Consider the following 19,331-nt stretch of genomic DNA (forward strand, 5'->3'; position numbering starts at 1 on the left):
GGCCTCCTGAACCACGTTCATAAACCTTCAGTTTATGCTCCGGCCGCAACCCAAAAGGATGTTGTTTCTATCGGGGGTAGGGTGGCAGTCGGTATTTAGCGGCAGAGGCTCTCGAAGTCAAAATGGTTACCAATGCATTGAAAATAAATCTCACAAAAAGTCATGAAAAAGTCATAAATTTGCCACCAAATGAATATTTCAGCTTACATTTTAGAATATTTGAAACAGTTCGGAACCGTTACTGTTCCGGATTTTGGGGTATTTTCGTTAGAAAACTCCAAGGCAATTATCAATTCCGAAAATGGGAGCATTCTTCCTCCTGCAAGCAAAATTGTGTACATTCCGGATTACCGGGTGAAGTCTGAGGATCTGGCTGCTTTTATCGCCGGTCATAAGCAGATGACTCTCGAAGCATCGGGAACAGATCTGCAGATCCAGACCGATTTCTGGAAGAAAAAACTGCAGGCCGATCAAATGCTGGAGATTCAGGGATTGGGCACCATATTTATTGAAGACGGCGAAACTCACTTTAAAGGAAACAGGCTTCAGTCGGATCATCCCGATTTCTATGGTCTGGAGGAAATTAAATTTTCAGATATCAGCAACAAAGAATCTAAAACTGCCGTTGTTAAAAATTCTGAAAAAGATTACCGGTTTAATAAATCTATTCTTTGGATCTTTCTTATCATTATTCCTGTTTTGGGAATTCTGTACGTAGCTTATACACAACAGGAACTCCTTTTCGGTAAAAAATCTTTTGATAAAGCAAATGTTTCCGTGCAGACCACGACGCACAGGATTCCAAAAGATACTGCGAAAATAAACGCAATTACACCGCCGGTTGTCGCGGATTCCCTGAAAAAGGATACTGTGATGAACCATAATAGTAAGCCCGCAGCGAAAAGTACGGCAAAGACTCCGGCACCGACAAATAACACTAAGAAGAAATGGCAAAAATAAAAAAAGCGTCAGAATCCCTGACGGTGATGACCAATATCGTCCTTCCCAATGATACCAATCAACTAAGGAATCTATTCGGAGGCGAACTGTTGGCAAGGATGGACCGATGCGCATCCATCTCAGCAACAAGACACTGTGAGAGAAGAGTAGTAACTGCTTCAGTGAACCATGTTTCATTCGATCATCCGATTCCTGAAGGCGGAATCGTAGTGATGGAATCCAAAGTTTCAAGAGCATTCTCTACTTCAATGGAAATTTATGTAGATGTGTGGCTGGACGACCCCATCAATCACAAAAAAATACAGACCAATAAAGGTATTTACACTTTTGTGGCGGTGGATGAGTTCAATCGTCCGATCCCAATTCCCCATATGGAACCGGAAACAGATCTGGAAAAAGAAAGATATGCAGCAGCTTTAAGAAGAAAAGAACTTTCTCTGATTCTTTCCGGAAGAATGAAACCATCTGAATCGATTGAGCTTAAAAAGCTTTTCCAGGAACCGACTAATTAAAACACAAAAACACAAATCTTTACACAAATTTCCACAAATAATTAATCTTGTCATTAATGTGAAAATAGTGTATTTCGTAATTTAAATATGATGAAAAATGTTATTTCTGAAAATGAAATCTCGAAAATTGTATATGAATCTGGTTATTTGATACATAAAATCTTAGGTCCTGGATTGTTGGAAAATGCTTATGAAGAATGTATGTTTTATGAACTTCAGAAACAAGGTCTTTTTGTAGAAAAACAAAAACCAATGCCGTTAATTTATGAAGATGTTAAATTGAATGTAGGTTACAGATTAGATCTGTTTGTTGAGAATAAATTTATATTGGAAATAAAATCAGTAGAGTTACTGAACGACGTACATTTAGCTCAGATTCTTACATATCTTTGATTGAGTAATTGCAGACTTGGAATGCTCATTAATTTTAATACTCATCAATTTAAAGATGGCGTAAAAAGAGTAATTAACGGCAAATTGTAAATTAGTGCCATTTGTGCAAAACTATTAGTGTCATTAGTGTTTATAATAAAAATATGAAAATATTACTTCTTGATAAAAATCATCCTCTGATTACCAAACAGCTTTTAGCTAAAAATTTTATTCTTGAAGAAGATTTTACGTCTTCATATGATGAGGTTTGTGAGAAAATTTATGATTATGAAGGTGTTATCATTCGAAGTAGAATTCCTTTAGACAAAAACTTTTTAAAAAAGGCAAAAAATCTGAAATTCATTGCAAGAGTAGGAGCGGGTATGGAAAATATTGATATCCCTGTAGCTGAAGAACTTGGAATTCAACTGATCAATTCTCCGGAAGGAAATAGGGATTCCGTGGCTGAACATGTTGTCGGAATGTTGCTGATTCTTATGAACCGCCTTTTTATTGCTTCTCAGGAAGTTAAAAATGGCATCTGGCTTCGTGAAGAAAACAGGGGCGATGAACTATTAGGTAAAACAGTAGGCCTTATCGGCTATGGAAATATGGGAAAAGCAACGGCAAAGAGGCTTTCCGGTTTTGGATGTAAAGTGATTTTCCATGATATTCTTCCGAATCTTTCTGATGAATACGCTACACAGGTTTCTCTTGAAGAGCTCAAGGAAAAAGCAGAGGTCCTAAGCCTTCACATTCCGTTGACTGACGAATCGTACTATCTTATCGACGGACCTTTTATATCAGACATGAAAAATGATTTTTATTTCGTAAATACTGCCAGAGGAAAAAATGTAGAAACAAAAAGTCTCGTAGAAGCGATAAAAGAAGGCAAAGTAAAAGGAGCCTGCCTTGATGTTCTGGAATATGAAAAATCATCTTTCGAAAAGCTTGAGACTGAAAATGAAGATCTGCAGTTTCTCCTTGAATCCGAAAAAGTAATTGTAACGCCACACATCGCCGGGTGGACTATCCAAAGCAAGGAAAAGCTTGCGCAGATAATCGTTGATAAAATTGTAGCACAATTTGCTTAAAATAGCTTCATTAGCTTTTAGGATTTGAAGTGCGTTTTCTGTGCTTTATTATTATGTTAAATAATTCATAATTCGGAGTCATTCTTTAATAGTTATTTTCAGTTTTATTAAATTGCCGCTCATTTTTGAAACTCGTAAGATGCGTACTTTTATACTTATTATCACTGTCTTTTTATCTTTAATTTCATGCAAAAACAAATCTGAAACTCAGGAAACGGCTGGTGAAAATACAACCGCTCTTCCCAATTACGGAAATGTAGATTTAAGCAAAGTTTTTACAAAAGAAGATAGTCAGATTCCTGATAAATTGTCACTTACAAGATATATCGATCAGTATTATAAAAGAGTATGGGAAAGAGGAGATCTCAGCGGTGGAATTCTGGTAGCAAAAGGAGATGATATTCTTTATGAAAATTATCGAGGATTTGCGAGAGAAGGTAACCAGAATCCTATTAATAAAAACACTCCGCTACACGTAGCTTCTGTCTCAAAAACACTTACGGCAATGGCTATGCTTAAACTTGTGGAAGCGGGTAAAATACAGCTTTCAGATCATCTGACTAAGTTTTTCCCGGGATTTCCTTATCCGAATGTAACCGTTAAAACGTTACTTGACCAGAGAAGCGGTCTTCCGAAATATGAGTACTTTATCACCAAAATACAGCCGGCCCCTGCTGAGCTTTCCAAACCTTTCATTACCAATCAGGATGTTTTAAATATGATTATTAAATATAAACCTGATCTGGCAAGAGAGACGGATACAGGTTTTATGTACTGCAATACAAATTTTGCTATGCTGGCGCTGTTGATTGAAAAAATAACAAAAACACCTTTTCCGCAGGCCATGAAAGAAATGGTGTTTGATCCGCTGAAGATGAAGAACACCTTTATTTTTCAGGAAAAAGATATTCCTACGGCTTCGCAGTCATTTTATTACGGTGGAAAAAGATTGTATCCTTTAGACCGACTGGATCTGATTTACGGAGATAAAAATGTTTATACGACACCAAGAGATCTTTATAATTTTTCCAAAGCTATGTTTTCGAAAGATTTTTTGAAACCGGAATTGATGGAACAGGTTTTCACACCTTACAGCAACGAAAAATTTGGGATGAATAACTACGGTTTGGGTTTCAGGATGAAAATTTTTGATAACGGTGAAAAGCTTACCTATCACAATGGCTGGTGGCACGGAACAAACTCAGTTTTTGCACACCTGCTGAAATCAAAAGTAACGATTATTGCCATTGGAAACAGATATTCCGGCAAGGTGTACACTGCCCTTGCTCTTTCCGGATTGTTTGAAGATTTCCCTGCTCAGAAAGATAAACTACACAGTGTTATGAGTGATGATAAAGACACATTGAAAGGACATGGTGAAGTTTATGGAGAATAATGTTTATTTTTGCGTAAACATGTTCATGAAAAGACTTCTTTTATTATTGGTCATTGGCTTTCTCTTGCAATCTTGCGCAAGGGTAGGTTCGCCTGTAGGTGGTCCGAAAGATTCGCTGGCTCCCAAGTTTTTAGGCTCAAATATAGATACTACGCGAATCAATGTTCCCCGGGATATTAAAGAACTGCGAATTGATTTCGACGAATATGTCACGCTGAAAGACATCAATAAAAACCTCAGTATTTCTCCTCCTATTAAAAATATTACGAGAATCATTCCTTCAAATATTGCGAATAAGTTTATTCTTATTCAGTGGAAAGATACTTTGCAGGCCAATACAACATATAATTTCAATTTCGGAAACGCTATTGCAGATAATAATGAGAATAATATTTTAAGGTATTTTAATTTTGCCTTCTCTACAGGCGAAAAATTGGATGATCTCTACATCAGCGGAGAGGTAAGAGATGCACTTTCCATTAAAAAAGCAACTGAGAATAAATTTGTTGTAGGACTTTACCCGGTAAAGGATACGATTGATTATAAGCAAAAACCATATTATATCACAAAAGTTGATGACGATGGATATTACGAGCTGAATTATCTTGCTCCCGGAAAATACAGGGTCATTGCCTATGAAGATGAAAACGGAAATTCAGTCTACGATCCCGGAAAAGAAAAGGTAGGATTTCAGAAAGATCCTGTGATTGTGGAAAAATCTATTTCAGGGTTAAATTTAAAGCTTTATCCATCTAAAAAACCGGTAAAATATCTTGAAATGAAGGAGGCTCCCGGAGGTGTTTCAATGGCTTTCGAAGGCCGGCCGGATAGTGTGAAAGTGAAATCATTAAACGAAAAACTTACGGATTATAAGGTGACCCATAAACCAAAATCAGATACGGTAAGAATTTGGTTTGATGCCGTAAAAAGCAATATCGGGCAAACAGGAGTCGAAAATCTGAAATTCGGATATAATGCCGGAACTAAAAAAGATACGCTTTATAATGCTTCTCTTTTTTACCGCTACAATGCGAAGAATACTATGGATATAAATAGTGATAACGGTGGCGGAATGCTCCCTCCGAAAGAAAATTTTAAAATAAGTTCAAACTATTATATCAATACAATCAATACGGATAAATGGATTTTCAGAATGGCAGGAGACAGTCTGAATACATTACCTTTTACTGCAAAAATTTCTGAAACGAATCCTTATCAGATCCTTGTAAGTGCTGACTTTGTTTCAGGAAAGAAATATCAGCTTACAGTTCCGAAAGAAACGGTTTCATCTTTTTATGCCAAAAATTATCAATCAAAACGTTTTGATTTTGAAGCTGATAAGATTGAAAATTATGGAAGTCTGACCTTTAAACTGGAAAATGTGCCGACTTCAAGTTATTGGATTCAGTTGGTAGATCCTTCAGATAAGGTTCTTTATCAGAAATATACAAAAGGCAGCGATGTTAAATTTGATATTCTCAAGCCTGGTGAATACATCGTGAGGATACTGGTTGATAATAATGAGAATAAATATTGGGATGAAGCAGATTTTGCAAATGATGTGTTTGCGGAAGATTCTTATATTTATTACAAAACAGCGATTGTAAGACCTTTATGGGACAGCAATGAAAACTGGGATCTCAAAGATACAAGAGTGCTGGATACTTCAAAACTGAGTACTCCAAAAACGGACAATTCCCAAACACCCGCCAAAAATAGCACGAGTATGGATTTAAGTTCTGATAAATCCTTACTGACACCAACACGGTAACAATGAAAACATTTAAAAAAATACTGTTTTGGTGTGTAGTAGGTTTTGCTCTGATTCAACTTATTCCGACTGACAAAGTGAATAAGCCTGTTGATCATAAGGTAAATTTTGTCGATGTAAAAAAGACACCGCAAAAAATTGCACAACTTATCAAAGGTGCTTGCTACGATTGCCATTCAAATGAAACGGTATATCCTAAATATGCCTATGTGGCTCCCATTTCCTGGTCTGTGAAAAGCCATGTCAATGAAGGGAGAGAACATCTTAATTTCTCCGTTTGGGGTACATACAATAAAGAGCTGAAAGAAAGTATGCTGGATAAATCTATTCAGACAATTCAAAATAAAACAATGCCAATGCCCGGCTATATTGTCTATCATAAAGAAGCCAATTTATCCGATGCTGAAAGAGCATTGCTGATACAGTATTTTGATGAAATGTTGAAGTCAAAAACCTATTGATATAATCCCACAGATTATACAAATTATCACAGAATTGTTTCTAAACCTCTGAAAGTTTGTATGTTCTGCGGGATATGTAAAGTAATATTATACAGTTTTCAGGTATTCTTTAAAAAACTTTTTCTGAGAATCAAAAGCAAGATCCTCCAGATTGAGTTCTTTTAAAGGAATCCAGACTGCTTCCGAAATTTCCGAAGTATCAAGATTTACTTCAAATTTTTCGGTGACATTATATTCGTAAAAGAGATCAATCGTATTATAATCAATTTCTTTGTATTGATAAACATTCGGAAGACTCGTCAGGTATTTTAGATTTGAAATATCAACATTAAGCTGCAGCTCTTCAAAAAGCTCTCTTTTGCAGGTTTCTTCAGCACTTTCCCGCGGATCGACAAATCCACCTGCCAGGTCAAGCTTCCCTTTTTTAGGGTCTCTGTTTCTTCGTGTAAGGTAAATTTCGTTGTTGTATCGTATCACCACAGCCACGGCTCCGGCAACATTATTATATAAACGAAATTCACAGTTTGGGCAGCTCCATTTCTTTTCGCCGTCCCAGTTCAGAGATTCTTTACCACAGTTTGGGCAATATTTCAATATTTTCATTAGACTGTATTAATATTTCTCGGGTGAAAAGTCAGTATGACATCCCGGAGTTCTTCTGTTTTAAGGTGTGTGTAGATCTCCGTACTCGTAATGCTGGAATGTCCCAGCATTTCCTGAATAAAACGAAGATCTGCGCCATTTTGCAGCAGATGTGTTGCAAAAGAATGCCTGAAGGTATGAGGAGAGATTTTCTTACTCACCCCGGCTTTATCGGTCAGCTCTTTTATGATTAAAAATACGATCACTCTGGACATGGATGTTCCTCTGCTGTTCAGGAACAGAGTATCCTCATGCTTTTTATTCACCTTAATTTTAGACCTTACTTCAAGAATGTAGTTTCGCAACAATTTGGCGGTATAATCTGCTAAAGGGACAAAGCGTGTTTTATTTCCTTTTCCTAAGACTTTAATATAATGCTCTCTGAAGTTGATGTTGGAAATTTTCAGTTCTATAAGTTCCGAAACGCGGAGACCGCAGCCGTAAAGCACTTCAATAATACACTGATTTCGCTTTCCGAGATCAGAATTCAATTCAATGGCGCCGATGATTTTATTAATATCAAGGAGGCTTAATGTATCAGGAAGATAAAGGCCGAGTTTCGGACCTTCCAGTAATGAAGAGGGGTTGTCGGCGCGATATTCGTCTTCTACAAGATATTTGAAAAATGCTTTGATAGAAGATATCCATCTGGCCTGAGAACGCTCGCTGAATTTTTGTTTGGAGAGGTTAAAGATATATTCCTGCAGATTTTCGTATGTAATAGTGTCCGGACCTGTATTTTCCAGATCTTCTTCTGCATATTCCTTTAGTTTTTTGATATCCCGAATGTAGGCGTCGAGAGTGTTTTCTGAAAAATTTCTTTCGAAACGAAGAAAGATTTCAAAATCCTTAATTTTTTCATCCCAAGTCATGTTGTGTTATTTTTTTAGTTCACAGTCCGAAATTTGTTCTATTTCAATTCCATGGTTTCTTAAAAATGATATCCCGTCGTCATCCGAATACTCATTGATATACACAAGTCTGGTAATTCCCGCCTGCAGAATCAGTTTGCTGCATTCTTTGCACGGAGAGAGCGTTAAATACAGCGTGGCTCCTTTTGCAGATTGAGTGGAAGCTGCCAGTTTTAAAATGGCATTGGCTTCCGCATGGAGTACGTACCAGTGTGTTTTTCCTTCATTGTCCTCGCAGCAGTTTTCAAATCCTGAAGGAGTACCATTATAACCATCTGAAATAATCATCCTATCTTTTACGATAAGAGCTCCTACCTGCTTTCGTTTACAGTAGGAGAGTTTTGCCCATTCCTGAGCCATTTTTAGATAAGCTTTATCAAACTTATTCATACAGCAGCATTGATTTTCGAAATAATTTGTATTAAGGGTAAAGTAAAGGTCAGAAGTTAGGTTTTCTCTTTTCTAAAAAAGCGGAAACTCCTTCTTTTTTATCGTCCAGGTCAAAAAGCTCTCCGAAATATCTGATCTCGGTTTCAAAACCTTTGTCTGTATCCGACAGGTTAACAGCATGAATTGCTTTGGATATTGCCATTGGGGAATTGCGGGCAATAGTACTTGCTAATTCTTGTGTCTTGGTTAATAATTCTTCAATGGGGTACACTTCATTCACCAGCCCGATTTCCTTTGCTCTCTGAGCGGGAATCATTTTGGCAGAGAAGATCATTTCGTTGGCCATACCTTTTCCTACAAGCTTCGGAAGTCTTTGGGTTCCTCCGTAACCGGGAATTAACCCTAACGTTACCTCAGGAAGCCCGAGTTTAGCATTCTCCGATGCGTATCTGATGTGGCATGCCATGGCAAGCTCCAGACCACCACCTAATGCAAAGCCATTTATGGCTGCAATTACCGGCTTGGTCATATTTTCTATTTTGTTGAATAATGAGTTTTGCCCGTTTCTGGCAAGTTCTTCTGCTTTTTCCTGTCCAAAATCACTGAATTCTTTAATGTCGGCTCCCGCAACGAAAGATTTTTCGCCGCTTCCTGTAAGAATGATTACTCTGCAGTTTGTGTCAGAGTTCAATTCTTCCAAAGCTGAACTTATTTCGCTGATGGTTTTGGCATTTAATGCATTTAAACTTTCAGGACGGTTTATCGTAATAACAGAGATTTTATCCTCCTTATTTAATAATATATTTTCGTAACTCATTTTCCACTTTAAAATATTATTCTGTGCAAATTATAAATTTTTTGTAAAAAAAAGGAAAAAATATTGACTTTTTTTCCTTTTGATTCAAATTACTGTTTGAGATGCTTATTTGGAATGATTCATCATATTAGGATCAATAACCACGCTCAGCTGTGTGGCAACTTTCATGCCCAGTTCAATATTGGCCCTGAAAAAATGGCAGAGCTGTCGGTTGATGATTTCGTCTTTTTTTGGTCCTGTTATTCCTTTCATACTTCCCACAATATTGTTGACAAGATTTTGTCTGTCTTCCTGATTCATCGCTTTTGAATAAAGTAATCCCGGCTGGGTATAATGATCGTCATCATTTTCATTTCTGCCGTAGTTAGCGACATGAGCACTGTCCAGCTCATACTCATAGTTTTTATAAGATGCGTCTGGTTTAATATCATCAAAACTATTCGGATGATAATTCGGTTTGTCCTGATAATGGCTGGAATCTGCCATGAATCCGTCTCTCTGATAATTATTTACTGCAAAAGGGCATCTGTTTACTTCCAGATGATGAGCATTAACGCCTACTCTGTATCGGTGGGCATCAGGATAAGAGAATAATCTTCCCTGAAGCATTTTATCAGGAGAAAAACTGATTCCGTTGATCAAATTGCTTGGCGAAAAAGTAGATTGCTCTACATGAGCAAAGTAGTTGACGGGAACTTCATTTAATTCCATTTCTCCAACTTCAATTAAAGGAAAATCTCCCTGAAACCATACTTTAGTAATATCAAAAGGGTTCCATCTGAAATCTCTGGCCTGCTCTTCCGTCATTACCTGGATGTACATGGCCCATTTCGGGAAATTCCCTTCCTCAATGGCATTGCATAGATCCTCCTGAGCAAAATCAGGATTTTCACCTGCCATTTTTACCGCATCTTCATCCGTGAAATTCTTGATTCCCTGTTTTGTTTTTAAATGGAATTTTACCCATACTCTTTCATTTTTATCATTAATCATCGAAAACGTATGAGATCCGAAACCGTGCATATGACGGTATCCGTAAGGGGTTCCTCTGTCTGACATTAAGATAAGTACCTGGTGAAGAGATTCGGGATTAAGGCTCCAGAAGTCCCACATCATGGTGGCACTTTTCAGATTGGTTTTGGGAACTCTTTTTTGAGTGTGGATAAAATCAGGGAATTTTTTAGCATCTTTAATAAAGAAAACCGGTGTGTTGTTTCCCACCAGGTCCCAGTTTCCGTCTTCGGTATAAAATTTCAAAGCAAATCCTCTTGGGTCCCTCGCTGTATCGGCGCTTCCTTTTTCGCCTCCAACTGTAGAAAAACGGGCAAACATTCTGCACGAGTTTCCGACTTTTGAAAATAATTTTGCTTTTGTATATTGGCTGATATCGTGCGTTACCGTGAATGTTCCGTAAGCGCCGGTTCCTTTAGCATGAACAATTCTTTCAGGGATTCTTTCTCTTACAAAATGGGCAAGATTTTCCTGTAAAACGAAATCTTGCAATAATACCGGACCTCTCGGGCCTACTGTTTGCGAATCCTGATGCTCATAGTAGGGAGCGCCATTGCTTAACGTTAATTTTTTAGAATCCATATACTTATGATTTGTTTTGCTGATATTGATCTCGAATCAGTTTATAATGACGTATTAAATATCAAATTTACTCTAATTTTTAATTACAAATACCAAAAACATTTTATCTTTGTAATAGATAATATTAATCAGATGAACATTCAGCAATTGGAATATCTTATCGCTGTAGATAAGTATAAACATTTTGGCAAAGCGGCTCAGGCATGCTTTATTACTCAGCCTACGTTAAGTGCAATGATACAGAAATTTGAAGATGAACTGGATGTAAAGGTTTTCGACAGGACTACACATCCTATCCGTACAACGGATGTAGGCCTTCAGATCATCGATCAGGCCAAGGTGATTATAGAATCTGTCAATGAACTTAAAAATAAAGCCAATCTTCTAAATAATATTTTAGGAGGAACTATTAATATAGGAATTATTCCTACAGTATCTTCTTTCATTCTGCCGACTGAAATATTCAAATTTCTGGAAGATAATCCGAAAATTCAGATGAATGTGAAGGAAATGACAACGGATAATATCATTAAGGCTTTAAAAGCGGGAGAGCTTGATGCGGGAATTATTTCAACCCCTTACGACTCTGCAGATGAGTTTTATCAGGATTTTCTTTTTAATGAAGAACTGATGATTTACAGCTCTGATACGGAGGCAAACAAGAAAAATACGTATGTCGTTCCTGAAGATCTGAATGTAGAGAAAGTATGGTTGCTTGAGGAAGGAAACTGCCTGAGAAATCAGTTTGAAAATATCTGTCATTTAAAAGAAAATACACTGAAACCGAAGAATCTTGATTTCCTTGCTTCCAATATTCAGACGTTGGTTCACATGGTAGATAAAGTTGGCGGAATCAGTATTTTGCCGGAACTTGCATTAAGCCAGCTGTCGGAGCAACAGAAAGAAAATGTTTTCAGGTTCAAAAAACCTTTTCCATACAGAGAAATCAGCATTATTTATTATAAGCCGACATTTAAGCAAAAAATCATTGATGAATTATCACATTCTATCAGAACTTCATTAGAGAAAAAACTTAATTACAACGAAAATCCAAAAGAATTCGTAAGCATAAAACCACAATAGTTTTTTATTATTAAAGATTTGATAAACCGTTAATTTCAAGAAAATTATAATTAGTAAACAAAAATTTGAGTATTAAAAAAATAGTACTTAAATTTGCCCACGTTTACGAACGAGGAAAAATTTGACCTGATTGCAACCTCTTTAAAAAAATGCTAAAACAGTTTTTCTTTTTAGCCTTTCCGACAATTATTCTTATTTTTTCTCGTGAATTTTAATCTTAAAACAAATAGAATAATATGTCTTATTTATTTACGTCTGAATCCGTTTCAGAAGGACATCCGGATAAAGTTGCCGATCAGATCTCTGATGCATTAATCGATCATTTTTTAGCGTATGATAAATCTTCAAAAGTGGCTTGTGAAACGCTTGTTACGACAGGACAGGTGGTGCTTGCAGGTGAGGTAAAATCTGACGCTTATCTTGATGTGCAGACTATTGCCAGAGAAGTGATTAACGGAATCGGATATACGAAAGGAGAATATATGTTTAATGGCGATTCTTGTGGTGTGATTTCGGCGATTCATGAGCAGTCTCCCGACATCAACCAAGGTGTTGACAGAGCGGTAGAAGACGGATCTTTCGAAGCTAAGGCTAATGCACAGGGAGCAGGCGACCAGGGAATGATGTTTGGTTATGCAACGAATGAGACGGCGAATTATATGCCTTTGGCACTTGATCTTGCCCATACTATCCTTAAAGAACTTTCTGCTCTGAGAAGAGAAGATGCTGAGATCAAATATCTTCGTCCGGATGCAAAAAGCCAGGTGACGATTGAATATTCTGATGACCATAAACCGGTAAGAATAGATTCTATCGTAGTTTCTACCCAGCATGATGATTTCGGATCTGAAGAAGAAATGCTGAACAAAATCAGAGAAGACATTAAAAATATTCTGATTCCAAGAGTTGTGGCTTTACAGTCTGATGAAATCAAAGCCTTGTTTAATGATCAGATTAAATATCACATCAATCCTACCGGAAAATTTGTAATTGGAGGTCCTCACGGTGATACGGGTCTTACAGGAAGAAAGATCATCGTTGATACTTACGGTGGAAAAGGTGCTCACGGTGGTGGTGCTTTCTCAGGAAAAGATCCGTCAAAAGTTGACAGAAGTGCTGCATATGCGACAAGACATATTGCTAAAAACTTAGTTGCTGCGGGTGTGGCAGATGAAGTCTTGGTACAGGTTTCTTATGCTATCGGTGTTGCCGAGCCTTGCGGATTATACATTAATACATACGGAACAGCTAAGGTTGGACTTCATGACGGAGACATTGCCAAAAAAGTTTCTGAAATTTTTGACCTAAGACCTTACGCTATTGAGCAAAATCTGAAGTTGAGGAATCCAATTTATCAGGAAACAGCTTCTTACGGACACATGGGAAGAGAGCATTATGTAGCTGATAAAACGTTTAATAAAGGGCAAAAGAATGAACTTACCGTTACTGGCTTGGAGTTCTTTACCTGGGAAAAATTAGATAAAGTTGATGAAATTAAAGCCGCTTTTGGGATTTAATTTTTAAACTTATACCATCAAATGACTGCTTTATCTTTCAGGTAAGGCAGTTTTTTTTAATTTTACATATAAATAGAAAATAGAACAGAACATGAATAAAGCACAATTTGCTATAACGATCCTTGCCTTATTTTTTCTAAGCACTTTTTTCAAAGCGCAGTTAACAGTGCATAAAATGATAACCGTAGGATATACCTATCAAAACCAGAGCTTTGGTGAGGCAGGCGGAAAGCTGCTTTTTCTCAAAAATGACGATGTAATCTATAGATTGGGAGCCTCTGCATTAATGGGTTCTGCCAATTCAAAGTTTGCCATTATGCCGAAAGTCTCTGCGGATGTTTTGCTTAATTTTCAGAAAAATGTAGACTTTTATCATTCTTATTATTTCCTGATTGGGGCTGAAGGTACCAATAAATATGTTGCCCCAAAAATTGGCATTACCCTTTTCGGGATGCTTGATCTGACAGGAGGGTATGCTTTTCCGGTAGGAGACAGCGGAATCAACGGCAAAGAATTGAAAGGACTGAATATTAATTTTACACTAAATATCCCTACTGCATTCATTCACGACATGTTTAAATGATTTTTTTTAAATTTTTCTCTTAAAAATTTAATAATAGGTTAACAGTTATTAAAAAATTATTATATTTACATCATTAAAAATTGTATCCGCCTATTGATTGGACTTTACTCTGAAGAATTGTTTTGTATTTACAGCTGAAGCCAGGTAAAAAATCTGGAAAGTGTTTTATCAGCAAAAATAGTATTGAGAAGAGTTATGAAATCAAAATCGGATAGTTTACTAATTTCCCTTTATCAAAAAGGAGACGAAGAGGCGTTGTCTACCCTTATTCACCGCCATCAGAGAGAACTGTTTACATTCATTTTTTACAAAATTAATGATGAAGATCTGGCAAACGATGTTTTTCAGGATACTTTTATGAAAATTATCGTGATGCTAAAAGAAGGACGCTACAACGAAGAAGGAAAATTTATTCTGTGGGCAAAAAGGATCGCCCATAATCTTATCATAGACCATTTCAGAGCAAAAGCAAAAAATATTAAAGTTTCAGAAACAACTTTTGAAACGGATGAATATTCTATTTTTGATCTCCTGAAAGAGCCTTCCGAAAACATTGAAGATCAGCTGGTGACCAATCAGATCCAGGAAGATCTTTTACGAATGCTTCAATTTCTGCCTGAAAATCAGCAGGAAGTGATTAAATTAAGATTTTTTGACGGGTTAAGTTTTAAAGAAATCGCTGATCATACGGATATGAGCATCAATACCACATTGGGAAGAGTACGTTACGCGCTCATCAACCTGAGAAAAATCATGGATGAAAATAATATTGTCTTGACACGATAGATAATAATTTCGGAAAATTCTCGTTTTAAGGAAAAACATTTAATCGCCTATGAGAAAAAATGATTCCTTAAAAGTGAAAACTTTGAAACCAAAAAAGCAAACAATTGAGTTTCTACTCAACTTTTCGAAGAATCTTGAGGTTATAAAAACCAAGAGTAAGAATTATCCGATTTCCAAAAATTAAAATTAATTTTGTGCTGTATGAAAATTCAGCACATTTTTTTTGATCTCGACAATACGCTTTGGGATCACCGCAGAAATGCCTATCTGACGATCAAAGAACTCTTTGAAAAAGAAGAAATCACTTTAAAATATACGATCGGTTTTGAACAGTTTCATTCCGTTTATCATGGAATTAATGAGAAACTCTGGGAAGATATACGAGATGGAATTATCGATAAAGAATATTTAAGAAAGCATCGTTTTTATGATACCTTTAAACATTTCAACGTAGATGACGAAAAGTTATCGATGTATTTTGAAGAGCATTTCTTGGATAAAATTCTCAATCATAATGAATTGGTAGAAGGTACAACGTATATTTTAGATTATCTTAAGGCTAAAAATTACATATTACATATTATTTCGAATGGTTTCAAAGAAGTCACGGAACGAAAATGTATTTTATCCGGAATCGACAAATATTTCCAGACCATTACCAGTGCAGATGCCGTCGGTGTCAGAAAACCACGTCCTGAAATTTTTGAATATTCACTAAGCCTTTCCGGTGCTCAAAAAGAAAACAGTATTCTGATCGGAGACGACTGGATCGCAGATGTTACAGGCGCACAGAATTTTGGGATGGATGTTATTTTCTTTGATGCTTTAAAGGAAAACAGAAAGGAAGAAGGAATGAAAGTCATACAACATCTTCTTCAGATTAAAGAGTATTTATAAATAGTTTCGGCGGCACCGAAGGTGCCGCCGAAACTATATTATTAAGCTTAAAATATTATAGACCTAAACTTCCTCGTACTCTTTTAATGGTCTCGGTTGCAATGACTCTTGTTTTTGCGGCTCCTTCCTGAAGTTTGGCTTCCAATTCCTCAGGATTGTTCATATAATAAGAGAACAGTTCTCTTTCCTTTTCAAATCGTGTCAGGATGAGATCTAAAAGCTCTTTTTTCGCGTGGCCATAACCGAAGTTTCCGGCTAGATATTTTGCTCTCAGTTCTTCAGTTTGTGCAGGTGTGGCAATTAATTGATAGATAGCAAATACTTTATCCGTTTCAGGATCTTTCGGTTCTTCAAGAGATTTAGAATCGGTTTCGATGCTCATTACCTGTTTTTTCAGTTCTTTTTCAGGTAAAAAAATATTGATGATATTTCCTCTCGATTTAGACATTTTGTGGCCATCGATTCCGGGAACGTACTTTGTGTTTTCCTGAAGTTCAGATTGAGGCAGCACAAACACTTCACCCATCTGGTTATTAAATCTTGAAGCTACATCTCTTGCAATTTCCAAATGCTGGAGCTGGTCTTTTCCTACCGGAACGATTTCTGCGTCATACAATAAAATATCAGCAGCCATTAAAATAGGATAGGTAAATAAACCTGCATTCACGTCCTGTAATCGATCCGCTTTATCTTTGAATGAATGTGCTAATGTCAATCTTTGGTATGGAAAAAAACATGATAAATGCCAAGAAAGTTCACAGGTTTCAGGGATGTCGCTCTGTCTGTAAAAGTATGTTTTTTCGGTATCCAGCCCACAAGCAAGCCAAGCCGCAGCAATTTCGTAGGTATTTTGTTTCAGCTCTTTCGCATCTTTAATCTGTGTGAGAGAATGAAGATTGGCGATAAATAAAAAAGATTCATTTCCTTCCTGCTTTGATAGCTCAATTGCAGGAATAATAGCACCCAAAAGGTTTCCCAAGTGCGGTGTTCCGGTGGCTTGAATGCCGGTAAGAATTCTTGACATTGTTAAAAATTTATTTAAAATTAATGATTTGCAAATTTAGGGATTTCTCCCACAGATCGCGCAGATTTACATAGATGATTATATTTATCTTGTTTTAAAAATTAATTTAAACACAAAGATTTTATTTAAAGTCTGCTATTTTTAGAAAAGAAGGCAAGTAAATTTGCTGCGCAAAGCTTGAAATACGACAGCTTCATCAAATCAATTTGTTGATTCGCCTTTGCTCACTTGAATTTTCATCATTCAATATAAACTCTGCGTTAAAAAAATCACCCTGGAGAAATCAAGGAATCAAAACTTTGTCTCCTCCAAATTTCGGTTCGATACCAAAAATAAGATCCCAATAGGCTTTTGCTTTAGCCAGATATTCTCGCATATTGGTTTTGAGTCCGGCGTATTTATTCACATCTTCAGCATTAAACCCGAAAGCTTCCATTCCGTATTTCCTGGCAAGGAATACGGCTCTTTCATTATGGAATTTCTGGGAAACAATTATTACTTTATTTTGCCCGAAAATTTCTTTCGCCCTTACCACAGAATCCAATGTTCTGAAACCCGCAAAATCCAGAAAGATTTTGTCCTTGGGAACTCCATGTTCCATTAAGGCGAACTGCATATCTTCGGGCTCGTTGTAGTCTTTACGGCTGTTGTCTCCGCTTACGATAATGTAATGTACTTTTCCGCTTTTATATAATTCTACAGCAGCGTTGATCCTGTTGTAGAAATAGGCATTTGGAAAACCGTTATTGAGAGTCTTACTGGTTCCCAAAAGCAATGCTGTTTTGACTGCCGGTAGATCTGCCGTCTTGTAAGAAGTAAATGGATCACTGCTTGTCTTAATGCTGTAATTGGCCCAGGCAATAAAAATAATTCCTGCCACAAAGAGAAGCAGGAAAATTTTAAAAATATTTTTGATTATTTTTTTCATTGAATGAAAATTTCTTTAAAATTCCAAGCCGTTCGGGAAAGCTTTTTTTCTGAAAATCAGCAATAAAGCAGCTCCAACTGTAATGGCCGAGTCTGCCACATTGAAGATATATTTAAAAAACTCAATATGTTTTCCGCCGATTAAAGGCCAGCTTTCAGGAACGTTCCAGTCTACCAGAGGAAAATGCAGCATATCTACAACGCAGCCCTTCATAAATGAGGAATATCCCTGTCCGAATGGAACAAATTTAGAAACTCCTCCATAGCCAATCCATTGATTGACACTTTCATCATAAACCATTCCGCTGTCGAAAATCAAACCGTAAAACATTCCGTCGATAAGATTGCCGATTGCTCCTGCGAAGATCATAGCCATCGGAATAAGAAGATAATTGGATTCTCCTCTCTGTAACCATTTTTTAAATAAATAAATCATTCCTCCAATCAGGAAAACCCTTACGATAACCAGGAAATATTTACCGATAATACCTCCGAAATGAAGACCGTAGGCCATCCCCGGATTTTCTACAAAAGTAAGTCGGAAGCCCGGGAAAACAGAAACACTGTCATTCAGTTCAAAATGCGTTTTTATATAGATTTTTGATATCTGATCGATCAGTAAAATAAGAAAGGTTACAAATACTATCTTTTTCATTACAATCCTTTGGGTTTTGTAGATTTCCCTATTTTTTCGTTTTTCTTATCAACGATCTTTTTGATCGTTTTTTCGTTGTGATGCGTATTCTTGGTATGGAATTTCTCGAACTTAATGTTCATTTCTTTTAAAACGCTTTTCAATGCGTTCAGTTCCATTGCATTTTTAGTATGTACAATAATGGATTCCATTTTTTTTTAATTTAAATTATTTTTTGGACAGCTCATCAAGCTTTTTTCTTTCTTTGGGTGACAGATCGTTGATTCCGTTTTTGCCCATTTTGCTTAAAAGCCGGTCTATTTCTTTTTCCCGTTCGCGTTTATCAGAATTGAACTGATCATCAATCGTGTAGTTGGTGTGTCTTTCGGAAAAGAATCTTTTCCTGATTCTCTCTTTATTAAAAAAAGCTACAGCGACAACAATAATGATAATTACAATTAACAATTCGCTCATGGATATATACTAAAAATTAGGTTTATAAAGTATTTTTCAAAAATACAATATAAACCCAAATTTATTTTGATAAACCTTTCGGTTATTTCTGCATATTTTTCGCTTCGATGCTTAGCGTAGCATGAGGAACAGCCAGAAGTCTTTCTTTCGGAATTAGCTTTCCGGTTACTCTGCAGACACCGTACGTTTTGTTTTCAATTCTTATAAGAGCATTCTTAAGATCACGGACGAATTTTTCCTGTCTTCCTGCCAAAATAGAATTCTGTTCTTTGCTTAATGTTTCAGCACCTTCTTCAAACGCCTTAAATGTTGGTGAAGTATCATCAGTGCCATTATTCTGGTCGTTAATGAAACTCTCTCTGATCAGCTTAAGATCGTTTTCCGCTTTTTCTATTTTTTCTTTAATGATTGCTTTAAATTCTTGTAAATCAGCATCACTGTATCTTACTCTTTCGTCTGACATAATCATTTTCTCTTTTTTAATAAA

Annotated in this window: 23 protein-coding genes; 12 read left to right on the forward strand and 11 right to left on the reverse strand. The window is 36.5% G+C overall.

The features are described from left to right. Nucleotides 1-189: 189 nt before the first annotated feature. The 7 genes from ACWNCI_RS15930 to ACWNCI_RS15960 all read left to right on the forward strand — a co-directional run bounded on the left by ACWNCI_RS15930 (nucleotide 190) and on the right by ACWNCI_RS15960 (nucleotide 6,566). Nucleotides 190-960, forward strand: coding sequence for a hypothetical protein (locus ACWNCI_RS15930; protein ID WP_449389052.1), 771 nt, complete (start codon nucleotides 190-192; stop codon nucleotides 958-960). Continuing rightward, nucleotides 948-1,472, forward strand: coding sequence for an acyl-CoA thioesterase (locus ACWNCI_RS15935; protein ID WP_042720718.1), 525 nt, complete (start codon nucleotides 948-950; stop codon nucleotides 1,470-1,472). Before ACWNCI_RS15930 ends, ACWNCI_RS15935 begins: the two co-directional genes overlap by 13 nt. 87 nt (nucleotides 1,473-1,559) lie before the next feature. After that, the gene (locus tag ACWNCI_RS15940; protein ID WP_449389053.1) at nucleotides 1,560-1,865 is read left to right on the forward strand and encodes a GxxExxY protein; all 306 of its coding nucleotides are present in this window, start codon (nucleotides 1,560-1,562) and stop codon (nucleotides 1,863-1,865) included. A 143-nt stretch (nucleotides 1,866-2,008) separates the two neighbouring features. Then, nucleotides 2,009-2,938, forward strand: a complete 930-nt coding sequence (locus ACWNCI_RS15945; protein WP_449389054.1) for a 2-hydroxyacid dehydrogenase — start codon at nucleotides 2,009-2,011, stop codon at nucleotides 2,936-2,938. Nucleotides 2,939-3,077: 139 nt separating this feature from the next. Beyond that, nucleotides 3,078-4,334 (forward strand): serine hydrolase domain-containing protein, encoded by a 1,257-nt coding sequence (locus ACWNCI_RS15950; protein WP_449389055.1) that lies wholly within the window; start codon nucleotides 3,078-3,080, stop codon nucleotides 4,332-4,334. Nucleotides 4,335-4,359: 25 nt separating this feature from the next. After that, on the forward strand, nucleotides 4,360-6,105 hold the full coding sequence (locus ACWNCI_RS15955; protein WP_449389056.1) for an Ig-like domain-containing protein: 1,746 nt from the start codon (nucleotides 4,360-4,362) through the stop codon (nucleotides 6,103-6,105). A gap of 2 nt (nucleotides 6,106-6,107) precedes the next feature. Further along, nucleotides 6,108-6,566: a heme-binding domain-containing protein gene (locus ACWNCI_RS15960; protein ID WP_449389057.1), complete on the forward strand. Its 459-nt coding sequence runs from the start codon at nucleotides 6,108-6,110 to the stop codon at nucleotides 6,564-6,566. Between the two features lie 87 nt (nucleotides 6,567-6,653). Here ACWNCI_RS15960 and ACWNCI_RS15965 read toward each other — a convergent pair whose 3' ends face one another. From ACWNCI_RS15965 to ACWNCI_RS15985, 5 genes are all read right to left on the reverse strand, one after another. Then, on the reverse strand, nucleotides 6,654-7,169 hold the full coding sequence (locus ACWNCI_RS15965; RefSeq protein WP_449389058.1) for an NUDIX hydrolase: 516 nt from the start codon (nucleotides 7,167-7,169) through the stop codon (nucleotides 6,654-6,656). Next, nucleotides 7,169-8,080: a site-specific tyrosine recombinase XerD gene (gene xerD / locus ACWNCI_RS15970; protein WP_346983421.1), complete on the reverse strand. Its 912-nt coding sequence runs from the start codon at nucleotides 8,078-8,080 to the stop codon at nucleotides 7,169-7,171. Before xerD ends, ACWNCI_RS15965 begins: the two co-directional genes overlap by 1 nt. Before the next feature lie 6 nt (nucleotides 8,081-8,086). Then, nucleotides 8,087-8,509 carry a deoxycytidylate deaminase gene (locus ACWNCI_RS15975; protein WP_042720726.1) on the reverse strand — a complete coding sequence of 141 codons (423 nt, stop codon included), beginning with the start codon at nucleotides 8,507-8,509 and terminating at the stop codon, nucleotides 8,087-8,089. A gap of 49 nt (nucleotides 8,510-8,558) precedes the next feature. Continuing rightward, complete coding sequence (locus ACWNCI_RS15980; RefSeq protein WP_449389059.1) at nucleotides 8,559-9,326, reverse strand: enoyl-CoA hydratase-related protein; 768 nt, start codon at nucleotides 9,324-9,326, stop codon at nucleotides 8,559-8,561. Between the two features lie 105 nt (nucleotides 9,327-9,431). Continuing rightward, a complete protein-coding gene (locus ACWNCI_RS15985; RefSeq protein ID WP_449389060.1) occupies nucleotides 9,432-10,919 on the reverse strand; it encodes a catalase in 1,488 nt (495 codons plus the stop codon). Between the two features lie 132 nt (nucleotides 10,920-11,051). Here ACWNCI_RS15985 and ACWNCI_RS15990 point away from each other — a divergent pair, with 132 nt between their 5' ends. The 5 genes from ACWNCI_RS15990 to ACWNCI_RS16010 all read left to right on the forward strand — a co-directional run bounded on the left by ACWNCI_RS15990 (nucleotide 11,052) and on the right by ACWNCI_RS16010 (nucleotide 15,785). Next, nucleotides 11,052-12,002: a LysR substrate-binding domain-containing protein gene (locus tag ACWNCI_RS15990; RefSeq protein ID WP_449389061.1), complete on the forward strand. Its 951-nt coding sequence runs from the start codon at nucleotides 11,052-11,054 to the stop codon at nucleotides 12,000-12,002. Nucleotides 12,003-12,238: 236 nt separating this feature from the next. After that, the gene (gene metK / locus ACWNCI_RS15995; protein WP_449389062.1) at nucleotides 12,239-13,519 is read left to right on the forward strand and encodes a methionine adenosyltransferase; all 1,281 of its coding nucleotides are present in this window, start codon (nucleotides 12,239-12,241) and stop codon (nucleotides 13,517-13,519) included. A 91-nt stretch (nucleotides 13,520-13,610) separates the two neighbouring features. Then, nucleotides 13,611-14,102, forward strand: a complete 492-nt coding sequence (locus ACWNCI_RS16000) for a hypothetical protein (protein WP_449389063.1) — start codon at nucleotides 13,611-13,613, stop codon at nucleotides 14,100-14,102. Nucleotides 14,103-14,297: 195 nt separating this feature from the next. After that, on the forward strand, nucleotides 14,298-14,888 hold the full coding sequence (locus ACWNCI_RS16005) for an RNA polymerase sigma factor (RefSeq protein WP_346983417.1): 591 nt from the start codon (nucleotides 14,298-14,300) through the stop codon (nucleotides 14,886-14,888). Between the two features lie 201 nt (nucleotides 14,889-15,089). Next, complete coding sequence (locus ACWNCI_RS16010) at nucleotides 15,090-15,785, forward strand: YjjG family noncanonical pyrimidine nucleotidase (protein WP_449389064.1); 696 nt, start codon at nucleotides 15,090-15,092, stop codon at nucleotides 15,783-15,785. A gap of 55 nt (nucleotides 15,786-15,840) precedes the next feature. Here the strand turns inward: ACWNCI_RS16010 and trpS are convergent, their stop codons facing one another. From trpS to ACWNCI_RS16040, 6 genes are all read right to left on the reverse strand, one after another. After that, complete coding sequence (gene trpS, locus ACWNCI_RS16015) at nucleotides 15,841-16,809, reverse strand: tryptophan--tRNA ligase (protein WP_346983415.1); 969 nt, start codon at nucleotides 16,807-16,809, stop codon at nucleotides 15,841-15,843. 283 nt (nucleotides 16,810-17,092) lie between these two features. Then, on the reverse strand, nucleotides 17,093-17,737 hold the full coding sequence (locus tag ACWNCI_RS16020) for a SanA/YdcF family protein (RefSeq protein ID WP_449389065.1): 645 nt from the start codon (nucleotides 17,735-17,737) through the stop codon (nucleotides 17,093-17,095). 15 nt (nucleotides 17,738-17,752) lie between these two features. Beyond that, the gene (locus tag ACWNCI_RS16025) at nucleotides 17,753-18,391 is read right to left on the reverse strand and encodes a lipoprotein signal peptidase (RefSeq protein ID WP_346983413.1); all 639 of its coding nucleotides are present in this window, start codon (nucleotides 18,389-18,391) and stop codon (nucleotides 17,753-17,755) included. Then, nucleotides 18,391-18,582, reverse strand: a complete 192-nt coding sequence (locus ACWNCI_RS16030; protein ID WP_042720737.1) for a DUF2683 family protein — start codon at nucleotides 18,580-18,582, stop codon at nucleotides 18,391-18,393. The genes ACWNCI_RS16025 and ACWNCI_RS16030 overlap by 1 nt, the downstream gene beginning before the upstream one ends. Before the next feature lie 16 nt (nucleotides 18,583-18,598). Beyond that, on the reverse strand, nucleotides 18,599-18,844 hold the full coding sequence (locus tag ACWNCI_RS16035; protein ID WP_346983412.1) for a DUF6576 domain-containing protein: 246 nt from the start codon (nucleotides 18,842-18,844) through the stop codon (nucleotides 18,599-18,601). Between the two features lie 82 nt (nucleotides 18,845-18,926). After that, nucleotides 18,927-19,307, reverse strand: coding sequence for a TraR/DksA family transcriptional regulator (locus ACWNCI_RS16040; RefSeq protein WP_027378898.1), 381 nt, complete (start codon nucleotides 19,305-19,307; stop codon nucleotides 18,927-18,929). Nucleotides 19,308-19,331 lie beyond the last annotated feature (24 nt).

Source organism: Chryseobacterium lineare (genome assembly GCF_977014045.1).